At 50.1% G+C, this 18,429-nt stretch carries 17 protein-coding genes and 1 pseudogene; 10 read left to right on the top strand and 8 right to left on the bottom strand.

Annotated elements, in window-relative coordinates; translation table 11 throughout:
• The first annotated feature begins 69 nt into the window (after positions 1–69).
• On the top strand, positions 70–828 hold the full coding sequence (locus H6629_10365; GenBank protein ID MCB9068197.1) for a M15 family metallopeptidase: 759 nt from the start codon (positions 70–72) through the stop codon (positions 826–828).
• Positions 829–864: 36 nt separating this feature from the next.
• On the opposite strand, the gene H6629_10360 is transcribed toward H6629_10365, so the two are convergent.
• Complete coding sequence (locus H6629_10360; GenBank protein ID MCB9068196.1) at positions 865–3,066, bottom strand: S9 family peptidase; 2,202 nt, start codon at positions 3,064–3,066, stop codon at positions 865–867.
• A gap of 159 nt (positions 3,067–3,225) precedes the next feature.
• Between H6629_10360 and H6629_10355 the strand changes: the two genes are divergently transcribed.
• The 4 genes from H6629_10355 (at position 3,226) to H6629_10340 (ending at position 5,788) form a co-directional block, all read left to right on the top strand.
• A complete protein-coding gene (locus tag H6629_10355) occupies positions 3,226–4,113 on the top strand; it encodes an MBL fold metallo-hydrolase (protein MCB9068195.1) in 888 nt (295 codons plus the stop codon).
• An 89-nt stretch (positions 4,114–4,202) separates the two neighbouring features.
• On the top strand, positions 4,203–4,922 hold the full coding sequence (locus tag H6629_10350) for an ABC transporter ATP-binding protein (protein MCB9068194.1): 720 nt from the start codon (positions 4,203–4,205) through the stop codon (positions 4,920–4,922).
• A gap of 102 nt (positions 4,923–5,024) precedes the next feature.
• Positions 5,025–5,279: a 30S ribosomal protein S20 gene (gene rpsT / locus H6629_10345; protein ID MCB9068193.1), complete on the top strand. Its 255-nt coding sequence runs from the start codon at positions 5,025–5,027 to the stop codon at positions 5,277–5,279.
• A gap of 209 nt (positions 5,280–5,488) precedes the next feature.
• Positions 5,489–5,788, top strand: coding sequence for a DNA-directed RNA polymerase subunit omega (locus tag H6629_10340; protein ID MCB9068192.1), 300 nt, complete (start codon positions 5,489–5,491; stop codon positions 5,786–5,788).
• An 82-nt stretch (positions 5,789–5,870) separates the two neighbouring features.
• Here the strand turns inward: H6629_10340 and H6629_10335 are convergent, their stop codons facing one another.
• The 7 genes from H6629_10335 to H6629_10305 all read right to left on the bottom strand — a co-directional run bounded on the left by H6629_10335 (position 5,871) and on the right by H6629_10305 (position 13,661).
• The gene (locus H6629_10335; protein MCB9068191.1) at positions 5,871–6,461 is read right to left on the bottom strand and encodes a hypothetical protein; all 591 of its coding nucleotides are present in this window, start codon (positions 6,459–6,461) and stop codon (positions 5,871–5,873) included.
• Positions 6,462–6,486: 25 nt separating this feature from the next.
• Positions 6,487–7,596: a metal ABC transporter permease gene (locus H6629_10330; protein ID MCB9068190.1), complete on the bottom strand. Its 1,110-nt coding sequence runs from the start codon at positions 7,594–7,596 to the stop codon at positions 6,487–6,489.
• 6 nt (positions 7,597–7,602) lie between these two features.
• Positions 7,603–8,751, bottom strand: a complete 1,149-nt coding sequence (locus tag H6629_10325; protein ID MCB9068189.1) for a metal ABC transporter permease — start codon at positions 8,749–8,751, stop codon at positions 7,603–7,605.
• A 9-nt stretch (positions 8,752–8,760) separates the two neighbouring features.
• Positions 8,761–11,022: a TonB-dependent receptor gene (locus H6629_10320; GenBank protein MCB9068188.1), complete on the bottom strand. Its 2,262-nt coding sequence runs from the start codon at positions 11,020–11,022 to the stop codon at positions 8,761–8,763.
• 78 nt (positions 11,023–11,100) lie between these two features.
• Positions 11,101–11,901 carry a metal ABC transporter ATP-binding protein gene (locus H6629_10315; protein ID MCB9068187.1) on the bottom strand — a complete coding sequence of 267 codons (801 nt, stop codon included), beginning with the start codon at positions 11,899–11,901 and terminating at the stop codon, positions 11,101–11,103.
• Positions 11,902–12,010: 109 nt separating this feature from the next.
• Positions 12,011–12,967 (bottom strand): zinc ABC transporter substrate-binding protein, encoded by a 957-nt coding sequence (locus H6629_10310; GenBank protein MCB9068186.1) that lies wholly within the window; start codon positions 12,965–12,967, stop codon positions 12,011–12,013.
• 10 nt (positions 12,968–12,977) lie between these two features.
• A complete protein-coding gene (locus tag H6629_10305) occupies positions 12,978–13,661 on the bottom strand; it encodes a metal-dependent transcriptional regulator (protein ID MCB9068185.1) in 684 nt (227 codons plus the stop codon).
• Between the two features lie 177 nt (positions 13,662–13,838).
• On the opposite strand from H6629_10305, the gene H6629_10300 reads away from it, so the two are divergent.
• The 5 genes and pseudogenes from H6629_10300 to H6629_10280 all read left to right on the top strand — a co-directional run bounded on the left by H6629_10300 (position 13,839) and on the right by H6629_10280 (position 18,427).
• Positions 13,839–14,963: a glycosyltransferase family 4 protein gene (locus tag H6629_10300; protein ID MCB9068184.1), complete on the top strand. Its 1,125-nt coding sequence runs from the start codon at positions 13,839–13,841 to the stop codon at positions 14,961–14,963.
• Positions 14,875–15,948, top strand: a pseudogene (locus H6629_10295) (oligosaccharide flippase family protein). The gene H6629_10300 and the pseudogene H6629_10295 overlap by 89 nt, the downstream one beginning before the upstream one ends.
• A gap of 24 nt (positions 15,949–15,972) precedes the next feature.
• Positions 15,973–16,278, top strand: a complete 306-nt coding sequence (locus H6629_10290) for a polysaccharide biosynthesis C-terminal domain-containing protein (protein ID MCB9068183.1) — start codon at positions 15,973–15,975, stop codon at positions 16,276–16,278.
• Between the two features lie 176 nt (positions 16,279–16,454).
• Positions 16,455–17,231, top strand: a complete 777-nt coding sequence (locus H6629_10285; GenBank protein ID MCB9068182.1) for an ATP-binding cassette domain-containing protein — start codon at positions 16,455–16,457, stop codon at positions 17,229–17,231.
• Positions 17,228–18,427 (top strand): ABC transporter permease, encoded by a 1,200-nt coding sequence (locus H6629_10280; GenBank protein MCB9068181.1) that lies wholly within the window; start codon positions 17,228–17,230, stop codon positions 18,425–18,427. The genes H6629_10285 and H6629_10280 overlap by 4 nt, the downstream gene beginning before the upstream one ends.
• Positions 18,428–18,429: the final 2 nt, after the last annotated feature.

Raw genomic sequence — 18,429 nt, 5'->3', positions numbered from 1 at the left:
TTTATCCCCAAAATGCACTAAATTCAAAATCAATTCAATTTTCTAGTTCCGGTTTTTTGGAGAAAACGAATGAAATTCATCACCATTTTTATAGTTTTGAGCGGGATTTTTTGCGTCATTTTCGCAGCGGATGATCGCGGCGAAAACATCCCCGATACGTTTGTGGATGTCACCGAAGTAGTGCCGTATGTGCTGCTGGAAATTCGATACGCCACGCCGCATAATTTTGCCGGAACGCCCATCGATGGATATGACGCGCCCAAATGTTATCTGACTATCGAAGCGGCGGAGGCGCTGCGAAATGTGCAGATCGAACTGATGTCGCTGGGATTATCGCTAAAAATTTACGATGGCTATCGCCCGCAGCGTGCGGTGGATCACTTCGTACGATGGGCAAAAGCGCTGGATGACACATTGATGAAAACGGAATTTTACCCGGATGTCGAAAAGCGGCGGTTGTTTCGCGATGGCTACATCGCCAGCCAGTCCGGGCACAGTCGCGGCAGCACGGTCGATTTGACGATTGTCGCAATGCCGCCAGCCGCACAGCCGGAATATTCGCCCGGTGATTCCCTCTGCGATTGTCGCGCAGGAAAAAGCCAGCGCTTCCCGGACAACGGGCTGGATATGGGCACCAACTGGGATTGTTTCGATCCGCTCTCGCACACCGCCAACCCGGAAATCGGCGGGCAGCAACGCGCCAATCGCCTGCTCCTCAAATCGCTGATGGAAAAATACGGCTTTCGCAATTATTCCAAAGAGTGGTGGCATTTCACCCTGAAAGACGAGCCCTTCCCCGATACGTATTTTGATTTTGTGGTGAGATAAAAAAAGGGGCAGCAACTCGCCGCCCCTTTGCATGTCTTACAAATTTTCCAGAAAATAATTGGTGATCATCGTAAATAAATGTCGGTAGGTATTGCCGCCGCTGATGCGATGGTTGCGGTTCGGGTAAATCATCAAATCGAACTGTTTGTTTTTGGCGATCAATTCATCCACAAATTGCAGCGTGTTTTGGGGATGCACATTATCATCGCCGCTACCGTGTACAACCAGCAAATTGCCTTTGAGCATATCCGCGTAAGTATTTGTATTTGCTGCATCATAGCCTGCCTTGTTTTCGCTGAGCAAACCCATGTAACGTTCCGTCCAGATCGTGTCGTAATTGCGGAAATCGCTGACAGACGCCACCGCCACACCGGTTTTGAAATAATCCGCGCCGCGCGTGAGCATCAACATCGTCAAATAACCGCCGCCGCTCCAGCCCCAGAAACCGATGCGATCCGCATCCACATATGGCAATCCGGCGAGATATTTTGCACCCTCAATCTGGTCGTTCACCGACCATTTCGAAAGATCGCCATACGCCAGATTTTTGAACGCTTTGCCACGTCCGCCGGTGCCGCGATTATCCACCGTAAATACGATGTAACCCTTTTGCAGCATCAAATTGTGCCAAAGCACCCGCTGCTGAAAATGATACGAACGGCTCCCAAATCCCCAGCGGTTGATGACCATTTGCGAACCCGGGCCGCCGTATCCGTAAACAATCACGGGATATTTTTTGTTCGGATCGAAATCGGACGGCTTGAACATATTTGCGCTCAACTCCACCCCATCGCTGGTGGTGATATTGAAATATTCCGGGTAAACGATGTCGTAATTCGCCAACGCGGCGATCTCATTTTTCTCCAGCATGCGCACCATTTTGCCATCCGCTTTGCGCAGCGAAACCTGCGTCGGCGTTTGCACGTTGGATGCGAACGCCACAAAATGGCGGTAATCCGGCGAGAAATTGGCGGTGTGCCAGCCATCCAGATACGTGGAAACGCGTTGCAGCGATTTGCCGTTCAGCTTCACTCGATAAATATCGTTGTGCGCCGGCGACTCTTTTTTGCCGTAAAAATACACCCAGCTATCGCGTTCATCCACGCCGATGATGCTGCCGACTTCCCAATTGCCGCTGGTCAGTTGCGCCAGTTCTTTCCCACTGTAATCGGACAAATAAATATGTCGCCAGCCATCTTTTTCGGAGGTGAAAACGAGCTGGTCTTTTTTCGCGAGAAAAATAAAATCGTCAGTGACATCCACCCAAGCTTCATTTTTATCTTCCAAAATGAGCCGGGTTTTTCCGATGGTGACATCCGCGAACAGCAATTCCAGATGATTCTGTTTGCGGTTCAATCGCTGGATAGACAGCACGTTCTGGGTGTTCGTCCAATCCATTCGCGGGATGTAAATATCGTCGTTGTCACCGATGTCCATTTTCACGGATTTGCCGTTGGCAACATCCACCACGTGAATGTCCACGATAGCGTTTTGCTCGCCAACTTTCGGGTATTTCAACTCGATCAGCTTGCTATAATGGGGCATTTCGTCGAGCATATAAAAGGTTTTTACGCGGGTTTGATCGAATCGCCAAAACGCAATGTGTTTGCTATCCGGCGACCAGCGATAGGCATCCGCACGCCCGAATTCTTCTTCGTAAACCCAGTCAAATACGCCATTTAGAATATTAAACGAGCCATCGAAAGTGAGCTGTTTGGACTCACCACTTTCCACATCTGCGACATATAAATTGTTATCTTTTGCGTATGCGACCCATTTGCCGTCCGGCGAAAGCATCACATTTTGCAAACCGGCTTCGCCTTTGGCGAGCGGGCGCAGCGATTTGCTGCCGATATCATACAAATAATACGGCGCGGTGTAGGAATGCCGCCAGATTTGTTTGGTTGTTCCGGTGATGAGCAGCGTATTTTGCATCCCGGTGGTCTGGTACGCGCTCATCGCCACTTTTTGCCCGTCAAGTTGCAGCGATGCGCCGTCGAGCACCAGTTCCTCTTTGCCGCTGCTAACGGTGTGGCGATAAACGTCCACTTCGCCGGTGGCGTTGTTCACCCGCGTGAACGTAAACGCTTTGTCATCCGGCAGCCACTGCACATCGGCAACAGTTTTGCCCTCAAACTGGTCGGACGCAAAAATCTCGTCCAGCGTCAGCGGTTTTTTCTGCGCCATAACGGTTCCTCCCAACAGTGCAATCAACCCGATTATCCAATATTTTCTCATTCTTTCTCCATCAATTTTAATGTTTTGGGACAAAAATCTAACCAATTCCGGCAACTTATTCAAGCTGAATCCCGATTGATGAATTTCAAAACTATTGAATTTGAACCGTTTCCCGGTTACCTTTCGAAAATACAGAAATCCCAAAAACCGGAGCGAAACATGATTCACATTTTTGACATGAATTACGTTGAACAACCGCATGCGATCGCCGTTTTTCTGGTGGAAACATCCGCCGGACCGGTGCTGGTGGAAACCGGGCCGCACTCCACTTTCCCGCAATTAAAAACAGCCGTGGCGTCGAAAGGCTACAAAATGAGTGACATCCGCCACGTGTTTATCACCCACATTCACCTCGATCACGCCGGTGCAGCCTGGGCAATGGCAAAAGAAGGTGCGACAATTTATCTGCACCCGTTCGGGCATCGCCACATGCAGGACCCGTCCAAACTATATGCATCCGCCAAACGCATTTACGGCGATGATATGGATCGACTCTGGGGCGATTTGCAACCGATCCCCGAAGCGCAACTCCGCGTTGTCGATCACGGTGAAAAAATTACCGTTGGCGATCAGACATTTGTTGCCTGGTACACGCCCGGACATGCGGTTCACCACATCGCCTGGCAGCTTGGCGATACGCTGTTCACCGGCGATGTCGCAGGTGTGTGCATCGAAAATGTGCTGGTGCAGCCGCCCTGCCCGCCGCCGGATATCCATCTGGAAGATTGGGAAAAATCTATCGCGCTGATCAAAACGCTGGATGTGAAACGGTTGCTGCTCACTCATTTTGGCGAAATCACCGATATCGACAATCACCTGAGTGCGTTGCAGGAGCGCATCTGGAAATGGGCAAACTGGATCAAGCCGCACTGGGAAGCGGGCGAATCGCCGCAGGATGTAACGCCATCGTTCATGGATTTTACCAATGCTGAATTGCTGAATATCGGCGCAACCGAAGCGCATCTCGCGCAATACGATGCCGCAAATCCCGCATGGATGAGCGTCGCCGGACTGATGCGCTACTGGCACAAACGCGAAGAACAATAGGCATCACCAAAACGCATTTTTCGAAATCTTGTGACATCGGCAGCGGTTGTTCGTATATTCTTTGCTGAATTTCAAAAAAGGCAAGTTTGATGAGTAACGCACAATCGCTGATCCAGATAAACAAACTTTCCAAATCGTTCCGGGAAGGCGAGCAAACGCGTAAGGTGTTGCAATCGCTGGACTTACGAATACATCGCGGCGAAATTATCGTGTTGCTCGGACGCAGTGGTTCGGGAAAATCCACCTTGCTCAACTTGCTTAGCGGCATCGATTTACCGGACAGCGGCGAAATTATCATCGACGGCATCAACCTCACCCGTCAAAATGAACAGGAACGCACGCTGTTCCGACGGCGAAACATCGGGTTTGTGTTCCAGTTTTTCAATTTGATCCCGACACTGACCGTCGCGGAAAACCTGCTTTTGCCGCTGGAACTGAATGATCGCGCCGATGAAACCGGCAAAAACCGGGTGCAGCAATTGCTCGAAGATGTCGGCTTGGGCGATCGCGCAAACAGTTTTCCCGATCGCCTTTCCGGCGGCGAACAACAGCGCGTGGCAATTGCCCGGGCACTGGTTCACGACCCGCTGCTGCTGCTCGCGGACGAACCCACCGGCAATCTCGATTTCGAAACCGGAAAAAAAATCATCGATTTATTGGACAAACTGGTTCGCCAACGCGGTAAAAACATGGTGATGGCTACGCACAGCCGGGATGTTATCGGGCTGGCTGATCGCGTATTTGCTGTCCGCAACGGTCAATTGATCGAGCAAAACGAACAGAAAGTGCTAAATATTAACACTAACTGATGCAAAAAATTCACATTTTTTGATTTTATATTTGACAAATCAGCGAACATCATTTAAATTTACTTCGGACTAAAAATATTGAAAAAAGAGGTAGTTTCGTAAATGGCTCATCATAAATCAGCGATTAAGCGCATTCAGATCTCGGAAATTCGTGAACAACGAAATCGTGCATACAAATCTCGTATGAAATCGGCTATGCGCAGTGTGTTGGAAGCAGAAAACAAGGAATCCGCAACAGGCGCATTAGATAATGCCTGTGGCGTCATCGACAAATTGGCACAAAAAGGAATTATTCCTAAAAATCGAGCTGCGAATAAAAAATCTCGCTTGATGCGTTTTGTCAACGCGATGAACTAAGATTTTCCTTCCTCAACCCAAAAAGAAACCGCATGTCCAAATCCCCCCTGGTTCGTGCGGTTTCTTTTTTTGTTCATTCTATCGAACCATTCCCTAATTTCAGCATGATTTTTGACGATTTATTAATCGATCTAAAAAGATTGCTTGAAAACGGGTTGAGCTAGATTTATATTTAGGATTCGAAATTAGTATAAAAAGGAGATCGTTTTATGCCTGCAAAAACACAAAATTTAGGCACAATGCTGAACACAACCGATGATTTGTACGAAGCAGCAATTGTTATTGCCCGTCGTTGCCGTCAAATCAACGAAGAATATTATCAGAAAAAACGTGATCACCAGATTCTGGAAGAACTGGATGGCGGTTTTGATGATGACTTTTTAGCGATGGAACAGGAAGAAGCCGAAACGAAAGTAATGGCAGAAACCGAAGAAAACCCGATTACGATTGCCATGCGTGATTTTTATGCCGGGAAATTGGCATATCACTATGATTCACCACGCAAATAGCAGATATCATTTTTGTACGTTAAAAAGCCGCATTTTACAATGCGGCTTTTTTGTTTTTAGAGCAATTTTTCAACAAACCTGACTAATTTTTACCTTCAAATTTTAACGGTTGGACTTCCACCGCCGAGCCACGAACCCAATAGCCAAACCGGTCAATTTTCCGGGTTGGAAAGGGCGCCGGCACACGCATGGGAACGCCGTTCGCTTCAATTTGCAGCTCGTTGGTTTGATGCAAAAAAATGATACGATAGACATATAGCGGCCGGGAATCGCGAATTTCAACCGGTTTTGCGGCAATGTTGCGAAGCTGAAATTGTGCAGAATCGCTGCGGGCGATTTCCGAAAAAAAAATGTGTTGCTCAACCAGTGAATATCCGGCAGCCCACAAAGAATCGCCATATCCGAAAGCAAACAGCACTACCGCCGTTTCAGGATTTTCGTAAAAAATATCTCCCTGAACAAAATATTCCCGTGAAAAACCCGGTGCACCGAGTTGGCGAATTGCCAATGCAGGCATATTGCCGGAAGGCACGATTCGAATTCTATTCGCGTTTACTTCCAAAAACGTATCAATATTTGTTGTTTGCCAATCCTGCGCAACAATCGGTAAGCACAGTAAAAACAATAGAATAGCGCAACTACCTTTCATAAACAACTTGAACAATTCTGTCATTTGACAATTCCGATATTTTTCAGGGTTACACGGTCATTGCTTGCTCTGCGAGCGATTTACCGCTTTCGGTTAGTTTCAACAAACCGTTATTTTCTTGCACCAAACCTTCCCGTTTGGCCATTTTGGCAACCTTTTGGGCAAATTTTTTGTCCCATTTAAGGTGCTCATGCAGGGTATTTAAACGGCATTCGCGAACTTCTTCGGGCTGCCCGAGGTGATGCAGCAGGTGAACCGCCAGCATCCGTTGGGCAAAATCCCAACGCTGGTTGATCCGGCGTTTCGCAAGGGCCAGCATACCGCGTTCCGGGGCAATCAAATAAACAATCGCAAAAATTACCCCGCACATTGTCGCCATCGATCCGGCAATGTTGACATCCTGCCAGTGCGCCAGCCAAAACCCGCTGATGGCGCTGGCAATCCCGATCAGCGCGCTGTACACCAGCATTCGCGATAGCCGGTCGGTTAACAAATACGCAGTGGCCGGCGGCGCGATAATCAGCGCAACAACAAGAATTGCACCCACTGCATCGAACGCACCGACCGTTGTCAGGGATACCTGTGTCATCAATCCATAGTGAATGATCGTCGGTGAAAAACCGATTGCTGCGGCAAGTTCCGTATCAAATGCGGCAAGCTTTAATTCTTTATAAAACAATATGATAAACGCGATGTTTATCAATAAAATACCACCCATTACATACAACGATTTTGGCCCGATATCGTATCCGTAAAATACCAAACGATTGAATGGTGCAAACGCCAATTCGCCGAGTAAAACGGCATCGATATCGAGGTGCACGTTTCCGGCGTAATGGGAAATGAGGATCACACCGATGCTGAACAGCACCGGAAACACCAATCCGATGGCAGTATCTTCCCGAACGAGCCGGGTTTTCTGGAGCGTTTCGACGAGGTAAACCGTGAGCACACCGGTAAGCGCCGCACCGACGATAAGCAGCGGCGAACCGAGATCTTCCACCACAAAAAATGCCAGCGCGATACCAAATAAAATTGCGTGGCTGATGGCATCGCTGAGCATCGCCATTTTGCGCAACACCAAAAATACACCCGGCAGTGCGCAGGCAACCGCAACCACTGCGGCAATCAGTTGAATTTCTATTTGCTGGATGCCCATTTGAAATCAACTCTCTTTTTTATCGATATTTTTTTCGCCGAGCGATTGGACAATTCGCCGCGCTTCGGCAATGCCTTTTTCTGTCAATCCCCACAACGCCGGTTTTTCATTTTGGACAAAGCCACGCGATTGCAACAGTTGCAAGCTGCGATTAACGGCTGTCCGGTCGAGATTCATCGTGCGGAGCACGGCAACGCTGTGACCGTGCTGCAAATTTTCGTGCTGCTGTGCGAGTGCGAACAAATCCAGCAACACGGCTTCCGAACGAAAATCGCGGCGTTGCTGCACCAGCCGGAACCATTGCCAAAGCAATCCGCGCGCCGGCGCGATCAGAAATGAAAGGATCACAATTGCACTTACGCAAAGCACAATGACGGGTCCGGTGGGGATTTTTGGAGCGAGGCTGCTGATCACCGCGCCGCTGACACCGGCAATCGCACCAAAAATGCCGGAAAGCAGCAACATCACTCCCAACTTGTGGGTCCATTGCCGGGCAGCAGCGGCTGGTGCAATAACCATCGCGCTCATCAATACAACGCCGACCGTTTGCAGACCGATAACAATGGCGATAACCAGCAAAGTGGTGAGTAAAATATCCAACCGCCGGGTTGGCAGACCGAGCGAGGCGCCAAATTCCACATCGAATGTTAGCAGCTTGAATTCTTTCCAAAATAACATCGTGATACCGATCGTCACGCTACCGACAATTGCCATTGTAATCACATCGCTTTCCAGCAAGGTGGCAGCCTGCCCGAACAAAAATTTTTCCAGCCCGGCTTGCGTTGCGATCGGCAGCTTCTGGATGTAAGTGAGCAGCACCAATCCCAGCCCGAAATAGACCGCAAGCACCAATCCCAAAGCGCTATCTTCTTTGATGCGCGTGGTTTGCACAATGCTGAGCATGTTGAGCGTTGCCAGCCAACCGGCGATGGCAGCGCCAATCAGCAGCACGACTGTCGATTTGCTGCCGGTGAGCAAAAACGCCAGCGCGATTCCCGGCAAAGCGGCGTGGGAAATGGCATCGCCGAGCAAACTCTGTTTGCGCAAAACGGCGTAGCTACCCAATGTTCCACTGATGATGCCGAGCGTCGCGGCACCGAGGGCAACGGTTCGCAAGGTGTAATCGTTGATGATATCTGACAATATTTCAAGCATTAGCGCAATCTACCATCCCAATTTTAATCCGGTGAAAAATGTGCGCGGACGCGCCGGTCCGTAAACATAATTGGAATCGCGATCTTTTGTTTTGTCAAAATCCTGCTGAAACTGATCGAAAAGATTTTGGATACCCGCAATAAATTCCACTTTTTGCACACTGTTCAGTGGCAATTGATAAGCCAACCGCAGGTTCATTTCCCAAAAATCTGATGTTTGAACCAGTTCGTCCGCAGCAATGTATCCGGCGAGATGCGGCACATCCATCGGACCTGTGTAAACACCGGAAACCGACACAGTGGTTGACGAAACCGGATAAAAACTTGCCAAAAATGAGCCGTAAACATCCGGTGTGCGCAGGTATGTTTTTACCGGTTCGACTTCGGAAGACCAAAAAACAGGGTCCTCGTACCGGCTGCGTTGCAACGTAATGTTCCCGCCAAATTGTAACTTGTTATCCACATTCAGCCGGAATTCGATATTCGCACCTGCAACATCGGAATTACCGCCATTTCTCCGTTCCAAAACCGTATTTCCCTGCGCGTCGATCGCCGCTTCTTCCAGCACAAATGCGTCATAAAGTTGGGTGTAAAATCCTTCGATTGTAAATCCGATAAAATAATGTCCTGCCGGTCGATTGAAATCCAGCGATGTGCTAAAACTTTGGGAGCGCTCTTTTACCAGATTTTCCGCAATGCGAATATACGAAATCCCGCCGCCGGAAAATGCGATGTGTAAATCTGCATCAAACGCCTGCGGTGCACGAAATCCGGTGGCATAACTGCCGCGCCATTGCCAGTGATCTGCCAATCCTACCAACACATTTGCCCGCGGGCTGAGGACCGGATTTTCCAAATTACTGTGATAATCCAACCGCCCGCCCAGCAGCACCGAAATCCGTTGCGATATTTTCCAATCGCTTTGGGCAAAAAGTCCGAGTTGGCGGGTAATTTGGTTGGTTCGCAATTGGTAACCGGGAATTTGATCATCCACATGGTCGTACTGCCCTTCCACACCTGCGGTAATAACATTCAATTCGCCCGGAAAATGTAGCAAATAATGATCGTACTGGAGCCCGGCAACGGCAACGGTGTTTTCGGTTGTGCCGTAAGCATCCGGGTTCTGATCCAGTCCGGTGTAATGGGCGCGGTCAACAAATTGCCCGGAAATATAGCCGGAAAGCGCGTTCATATTTCCGCTGAAAAAGCGGTCGTAAGTGATGCCGCCACCCAAAATTTTGTGATCGCGAAATTCCGATTGCAACGCTTCGTGCGGCGGACGATCCACACCATCACCACCCTGGCGTTCTTCAGAAATGCTTTGTGCTTCTAATGTTATTTTACTCAGATCGCCGGGTTTGAAAAACGCCCGAAGCCCCAACGCTGTGCCGCTGATGCGCGGCAATTCGGAAAGCGCATCTGCGTTCGCATCGTATGATTTGCGATTGCGCAAGTTACCAAATATCGAAACGCCGGAAGATTCGTTCTCGCTGAGGACATCCGCATTCAACGATAGCGTTCGATCCGGTGTTTTGCCGGCAACCAACGCCTGATTTGCACCAATCGAAAATGCATTTTTGCGCGGCTCTTTGGTGATAATATTAATGGTTCCGGCAATCGCACTGCCGCCAAACAACGCCGATCCGCCGCCGCGAACCACTTCCACCCGCTCAATCATGCCGGACGGAATTTGCTCCAATCCATATAACCCCACCAGCGGGCTAAAAACCGGGCGGCTGTTGATAAGAATTTGCGAATACGCACCGCCCAAACCGTTCATTCGCACTTGCGTATAATTGCAGGTTTGGCAATCCACCTCCAGCCGAACACCCGGCTGAAAACTCAATCCTTCGGATAAGTTTAATGATTGCGTGGCTTCCAGCATTTTCGCATCCAGCACATTGACAATCACCGGCACTTCCAGCCGGTTGCGTTCGGTTCGTGTGCCGGTAACCACCACGCTTTCCCCCTCGATAATTTGAGGCTTCATTTCAATCGTCATCGTTACAATTTCGTGCGGATTTATCGAAACAACTTTTTTTTCGCTGCGAAATCCGATGTAACTGGCAACAATTTCATACTCACCGGCAGGAATATTACGCAGCACAAAAGCGCCGTCCGCATCCGTTGCGGTGCCGATATTCAATGCCGCGATGACAACTTCCACACCTGCCAGCGATTCCCGCTCAGTGCCGTGAATCACCTGGTCGCGAATAGTGCTGTTGGTATCTGCAATCAGCAAATTACCCGCAGAAGCAGATAAAAAAAGCATGATAAAAACGGCAAAATTTAATTTTCTAACATTAATATTTATATTAAGATACATTCGTTTCAAATACATTATAGCACCTTAGGGTTTTAGCTCTTTCACAGCCTTCCGCGATTCCAGAAACGATACCCTTCCGCCGTATGCGAGGCGCAAATTTTCTTCGGTAAATGCCTCATCGCAGGGACCGCAGGCGATACGCCGAACGTTCAGTAACATCACCCAATCGAAATAATCCGTAACGGTTTGCAGATCGTGGTGCACCACTGCAACGGTTTTTCCGGCGGTTCTCAATTCCTGCAATATATTGACAATCGCGCGCTCGGTTGTGGCATCCACTCCCTGAAACGGTTCGTCCATCAAATAAATTTCGGCATCCTGAACCAGTGCCCGCGCCAGAAAAACCCGCTGTTGCTGCCCGCCGGAAAGCTCGCTGATTTGCCGGTTCGCAAAATCGCGCATGCCCACTTTGTCCAACGCTTCCAGCGCCATTTGCCGTTCTTTTTTGCCGGGACGCCGGAACCAGCCGAGCGTGCCGTAAAGCCCCATCATCACCACATCCAGCACATTTGTGGGAAAATCCCAATCCACGCTGCGGCGCTGCGGCACATACGCCACAGTGTCGCGCTGCTGTTCGTACGGTTTCCCGAAAATTTCCACACGTCCCGCAACCGGTTTCAGCAATCCCAAAATCGATTTTATGAGCGTGGTTTTCCCGGCACCGTTGGGACCCACAATTGCCAGCAAAACGCTTTTCGGGATGCTCAAATCCACATCCCACAACACCGGTTTTTCGCGATAGGCTACGGTCAAATCTTCCACATGAATGGCAAAATGCGATGTTCCGTTTGGGTGATCAGCACCGTTTTTTTGATGATTTAGCATGAGAATTTCTCAAAAAATATTTTTTATAACACATTAAAAATCAATTATTAAGCGTTCATTTTCCGGCAACAGAATTATCCGTTTTACCCGAATTGCGCAAACGAATTTTTTACAGTGGCTGCTGTTCGCCGGCAGAAAGCGCACTGACAATCGTATCCACATTGTGGCGAACCATTCCCGGATATTCGCCTTCCGGCGTGCCGGGATTTCCCATCGCATCGGAGAACAAGCTGCCGCCGATTTTCACGTTAAATCCGCGCGAATTGACCGCGGCTTGCAACGCCTCGATGTAACGCGGCGGCACGGAAGTTTCCACAAAAATAGCGGGAATTTTGCGTTCGACGATGTATTCCGCCAGGTTTTGCACATCAGCAGTACCGGTTTCCGACGCCGTACTAATGCCCTGCAACCCGCGAACTTCGAAGCCGTAGGCTTTCCCAAAATAATGGAAAGCATCGTGCGCGGTGACCAAAACGCGTTGTCCGGCGGGCACTTTTTGCACCTCAGATTGAATGTAACCGTGCAATTCCTGGAGCTGGCTCAGATAATTTTCCGCATTTTCGCGATAAATTTCTGCATGTGCCGGGTCTTTTTCGCTCAGTTTTGCGGCGACATGCTGAATAACCTGCATCCAAATGCTCACATCGAACCAGATGTGCGGATCATGATTTCCGGCAAACTGGGCCGTTTTTTCCAATTTTTCTTCATCAACGCCATCGGCCACCGCAACAACGGTTGCGAATCGCTGCATTTGGTCGAAAACTTCCGTCATTTTGCCTTCGAGATGCAGCCCGTTGTAAAAAATCATATCCGCTTCGGACATACGCGACACATCGCCGGCGCTGGCTTTGTAGAGGTGCGGATCGACACCCGGACCCATCAACGCGGTTACGGAAACGCGTTCACCGCCAACATTCCGGACGGCGTCGCCGATCATTCCGGTTGTCGCAACGACATTAATTTTCCGGTTCGAAACATCCGTTTTTTCCGAACCGCCAGCCGCGCCGCAACTGTTCAGCACAATTGCGCCAAAAATCAACACGACAACTAAATATATATTTTTCATAACTTTACCTTTATTGATTTTCATGTTTCCCATCACCGTCTGCAGAAATTTCGACAAAAATATTTTCCGCCACTTTTCGTCCCAAAATATGCTGTTTACCATCAACTTCGATGGTTACCGGACCGTCAAACGGTGCGACTTCCAGCACCACCAAAACCGTATCGGGATATAACGCCATGCTGCCGAGATAGCGCAACAACTCCGGATTTTTGCTGTTCACCTGCACAATTGCCGCCTGCTGCCCTTTGATGAGATCGGTGAGTTGCACATCGTTCAGCTCCGGCATTTTGCCATCCCGACCGGGAATTGGCGCACCGTGCGGATCTCGGGTGGGATATCCGAGCAACTGGTCGATGCGCTCTTCCACTTCATCCGAAAGCACATGCTCCCATTTTTCGGCTTCGTCGTGAACTTTGTCCCACGGCAAGCCCAGCGCTTCCGCCAAAAACAGCTCGATCAGCCGGTGATGCCGGATCACTTCCAACGCAATTTGCTCACCGGAACGGGTCAGTTTTACGCCCTGATATTTTTCGTAAGTGACTAATTTTAAATCAGATAGCCGCTTAATCATTCCCGTAGCAGATGCTGGCGCAATGCTCATTTTTTTGGCCAACGTTGTCGTAGCCACTTTGCCATTTTCCTGTTGGATGTTGTAAATGGCTTTCAGATAATCTTCAATTGCTTCTTTATACATAGTCCAAACAAAATTTAGTTTAACCTAAATATTTTATTTCAAATATATGAATTAATTTTTTGAACATGCAAGATATTTTTTGCAGAGCACACAAATGGCAACAGCGAACTTGCATGGCACACTTTTTCGGCGTAGTTTTGCAGCGGTAATTAACCAGCGAACTATCGGTGATTTTGCATGCAGAAAATTTACATTAACGCGCGATTTCTCACACAGCCGGTCACCGGCGTTCAGCGATACGGCATTGAGTTGGTGCAGGCGTTGGACACGTTGATCGCTGAAAACGATGATGCGGTCAGGAATGTTGCATTTGAACTTGTGGCGCCGAAACGCGGATTGCTGCATCGCCTCGATTTGAAAAACATCCCGCTGCGTTGCACCGGAAAATTTACCGGACATTATTGGGAGCAGGTGGAGCTGCCCGATTTCGTGCGCGACGGCTTGCTGTTTTGCCCCGGAAACACCGCACCGTTGAAAAGCTTGCGCCGACAAAAGGTAGTGGTTTGTGTGCACAGCCTGGCGTTTCGATATTTGCCCGAAGCATACAGCCGACTGTTTCGAACCGTTTACAACCAGTTGATGCCCAAAATTTTCCGGCACGCGCGTGCGGTGATTACCGTTTCTGAATCGGAGAAAAAATACATCGGCGAACACTTTCCGGGGGCAAAAGCGCCGGTGGTTGCGGTACAAAATGGCGGGATTTCCGCCGCATTCCGCGAATCGCTGGTGCTATCGCAATCGCAAAAAAGCGCGGCTGATTCGCCGTATCTGCTGTTTGTTGGATCGTTCAGCCGGGTGAAAAATCTGGAAAATGTGCTGACTGCGCTACACCTGTTGCACCGCGATTTCCCGAAATTGACGCTGAGGATCGTCGGCGCTAAAGCGAGATCATTCAACGACTTATCAACAAAAATCGACGAACAGCTTCGCCCAAAAATTGTGTTCGAGGGACAAATCAACGACACGGTGGCGATGATCAAATTGTATCAAAATGCCGCCGCGCTGGTGTTCCCGTCATTTTACGAAGCATCGCCGCTGCCGCCGATCGAGGCGATGAGCTGCGGCTGTCCGGTCGTCGCATCGGATATTCCGTCGCTGCGGGAACGCTGCGGAAACGCTGCGGAATATTGCCGGCCGGAATCGCCGGAATCCATCGCAACCGCGATTGCCGCAATTCTCTCCGACGCCCAATTTGCCGAACATCTGCGCCAAAATGGGCTCGCCCGCGCTGCGGAATTTTCGTGGGAACGCTGCGCCCGGGAAACGCTGGCGGTGTTCCGGAACGTTTTATCAACCGATTGAGCCGCAATTGCAAACCTCCATCGCCCGAAATATTGCCCAAACATTTGCCGTGCGCATCGCCATTTTTGCGATGGTGGTGTTCAACAATGTGCTGGTTTCCCGCTGGCTGGGACCGGAAGCGCTCGGCGTGATGGCAACGTTTTTGATGCTCGCGGATGCCGTCAACAAAGCCACCGGACTCGGGCAGGAATCCGCAATTTTGTATTTTGTGGGCAATCGCCGCTTTCCCGAACGCGATTTTTTGGGCACGCTGTTGCCACTCGGCGCGCTGGTTTATCTATCCGGCTCGCTGCTGATTGTGGCGATCGTGCAATTTGGCGGACTGCAACTGCTGTTCGAGCCCACCGAAATTCCGCTCGCGGAAACCAACGCGTACTGGTGCATTTTTTTGCTATTTGCGGCTATTTTTCACGAATACGGCGGCAACATCTGGCTCGGCCGACAGCAATATTGGCGATACAACGGCAACCTGCTGTTTCGCCCGGTGATGTATTTGGTCGCGCTGTTGCTGTTCTATTTTTCCGGCAAACTAACCGCAACAACTGCGCTGATAATTTACGGTATTTCCTGGCTTGCTCCGGGGATTTACATTTGGTTCCGCGATATTTTGCCGGTGAAAATCCGGTTCCGCCGCGAAATTATTCGCGAATCGCTGCGCTACGGCAGCCGCATGATGGGCGCGAGATTGCTGGAATTCCTCATTTTTCGGCAGGATATTTTTCTGGTGGGCTATTTTTGCACGCAGTCGGATGTCGGGTGGTATTACGTCGCGGTGATGATTGTGGAGCGGCTGCTCTATTTTGCCGGTGCCACCGAAACCGTGCTCGTGCCCGCCGCCGCCCGGACCGCTGCCCAACGTGAAAAAGTGCCGACCATTTTGCGGGTGAATGTGTTGGTGATCTTCGCCGGAATTGTGGTGCTGGCGATCGTTGCGCCTTTTTTCGTGCCGCTGTTTTTCGGCGATGCGTTCGAAAAATCCGTGCCGCCGCTGCTGGCGCTGCTGCCGGGAATGATTGCCGCGGTGATCATCAAATTGCTGCTCGCGGATTTCGCTGCCAGCGGAAAACCGCACCTCAATTTGGCAGTCCATCTCGCCAATTTTTTGATCAACTTGTCGCTGAATTTACTGCTGATTCCCCGCATCGGGATTTTGGGCGCGGCGTTGGCGTCGAGCATTTCGTATGGTGCCGCGGCGATTTTGGCGCTGGTGATTTATCGCCAGAGCAATCGCGCATCGCTGCGGTCGTTGCTGCTCATTCGCAGAAATGATTTCCGGTTGCTACGCAACATCCGCTCGCGCAACCGCGAAAATTAATTGCCAAGCAACCATTTGCCCATTTCGCCAAATTTGATAAATTCATTAGCGACGGAACGGTCGTACCCGAACATCTCGTGGCGGTTCACTTACCGTCCAAAAAATAGAAAAATCAGCAACATTGCCGTTCCAAATTCGTTCATTTCTGATGTATCGGAAACAGAGGAAAACCACAAATGATTGACGTTCAACAGTTACGAAAATCGTTCAAAGTGACCCGCGAGCAGCGCAAAAAGATGCCGCCGAGATCACCAAACACCATCGCTGCGGTCGATGGCGTCAGCTTCACCTGCCAGCCGGGACGCGTATTTACGCTGCTCGGCCCAAACGGCGCGGGCAAAACCACCACGCTGCGGATGATCGCAACCATGCTTCAGCCGGACAACGGTAGCATTCAGGTCAACGGATTCGACGTTGCCAAACAGCCGCAGGAAGTGCGCCGCCAACTCGGATTTTTGACTGGTGCAACCGGTTTGTACGACCGCCTGACGCCCGCCGAATTGCTCAAATTTTTCGCAGATTTATACGATCTGCCCGCTGCCACCTTCCGGCAACGCCGTGATGAAATTTTCAAACGTCTCAATATTACGGAATTTGCGGATCGCAGAATCGCCAAGCTCTCAACAGGCATGCGCCAAAAAGTATCGATTGCGCGAACGCTCATCCACGATCCGAAAGTGATCGTGTTCGACGAACCGACCGCCGGACTGGATGTGATCTCCGCAAAATCGATTATCCAGCTCATCAAAGAGCAGCGCGAAGCCGGGAAAACCATCATTTTTTCCACGCACATCATGGGCGAAGTAAGCCTGCTCAGCGACGATCTGGCGATCATCCACAAAGGCAAATTGAAATTTAGTGGCACCTACAGCGATTTCGCCGCAAAAATGCCGGACGCCTCGCTGGTGGACGCGTTTATTCGCATCATCGAAATGGAGGAGCCCGCATCATGAACAGCGCATGGACTATTTTCAAAAAAGAGCTGACCCACACCCTGCGGGATCGCCGGACGATTATCACGATGATCATTTTTCCGCTGCTGCTGTTTCCGGTGATAATGACGGTGATCACCGGCGTAACGCAAAGCCAGATCCAGAAAGCCGAAGCCGCAAAATTGCAGGTTGCCGTGATTGCCAACGGCAACGCGCAGGCGCAACGACTGGCGCAAATTCTGGCGGATGACGACGGCATCGAACTGCAACAAGATGTGCCGGAAGACAGCATCCGGTCGCGTATTCTGGCGGGAAAACTTGATGGCGCATTTGTTTTCGAATCGCAATTTGATGCGCAGATCGATTCGTTCCGGGCCGGAAATCTGCAACTGTTTTTCAAGGCTGCGGAAAACCTCAGCGTGCTTCGCAACCGGCTGCGCAGCCGCGCGGAAGATTTTGAAAAACAACTACTTGCGGATCGATTTTCCGCACTGCAAATCGACAAAAACATGGTAGAAGTTCTGGCATTTGACGAAGTGAACATCGCCAGCGAACGGGAAAAATTCGGCAGCGTGATCGGCGGATTTTTGCCCTATATTTTTATCTTGTTTTGCTTTTTGGGGAGCATGTATCCCGCCATCGATCTCGCCGCCGGCGAAAAAGAACGCCACACGATGGAAACGCTGCTCACCACGCCAGCCAGCCGTTACAGCATTTTGCTCGGCAAATTTGGCGTAGTTGTGCTCAGCGGCTTGCTCTCTGCGATCATCTCGATTGTCGGGCTGTATATCGGCTTTCAGCAATCCAAAGGATTGCCGGACGCATTTATCCGCAGCATTCTCAACATTTTTGAGTGGCAAACATTGATAATGGTGCTCTCGCTGCTGCTGCCGATGGCCATCTTTTTTGCTGGCATTTTGCTGTCTATTTCGCTGTTCACCCGGACGTATAAAGAGGCGCAAAGCGCCATTTCACCGCTGGTGATTTTCGCGATTATTCCCGGGATCATCGGCACGGTTCCCGGCATCACGCTGAATGCCCAAACCGCGCTCATCCCCATTTTGAATGTGACGCTGGCAACCAAGCACCTGCTTTCCGGTGGTCGCGACGTGCTGCTGCTCAGCGAAGTTTATCTCTCGATGTTTGTGTTGGGATTGCTCAGTTTGTATCTGGCATCGAAAATGTTCACCCGCGAAAGCGTTATTTTCCGTAATTAAAC

The sequence above is a fragment of the Calditrichia bacterium genome (assembly GCA_020634975.1).
GTDB lineage: Bacteria > Calditrichota > Calditrichia > RBG-13-44-9 > J075 > JACKAQ01.
This window is presented reverse-complemented; position numbering and strand designations above follow the sequence as displayed.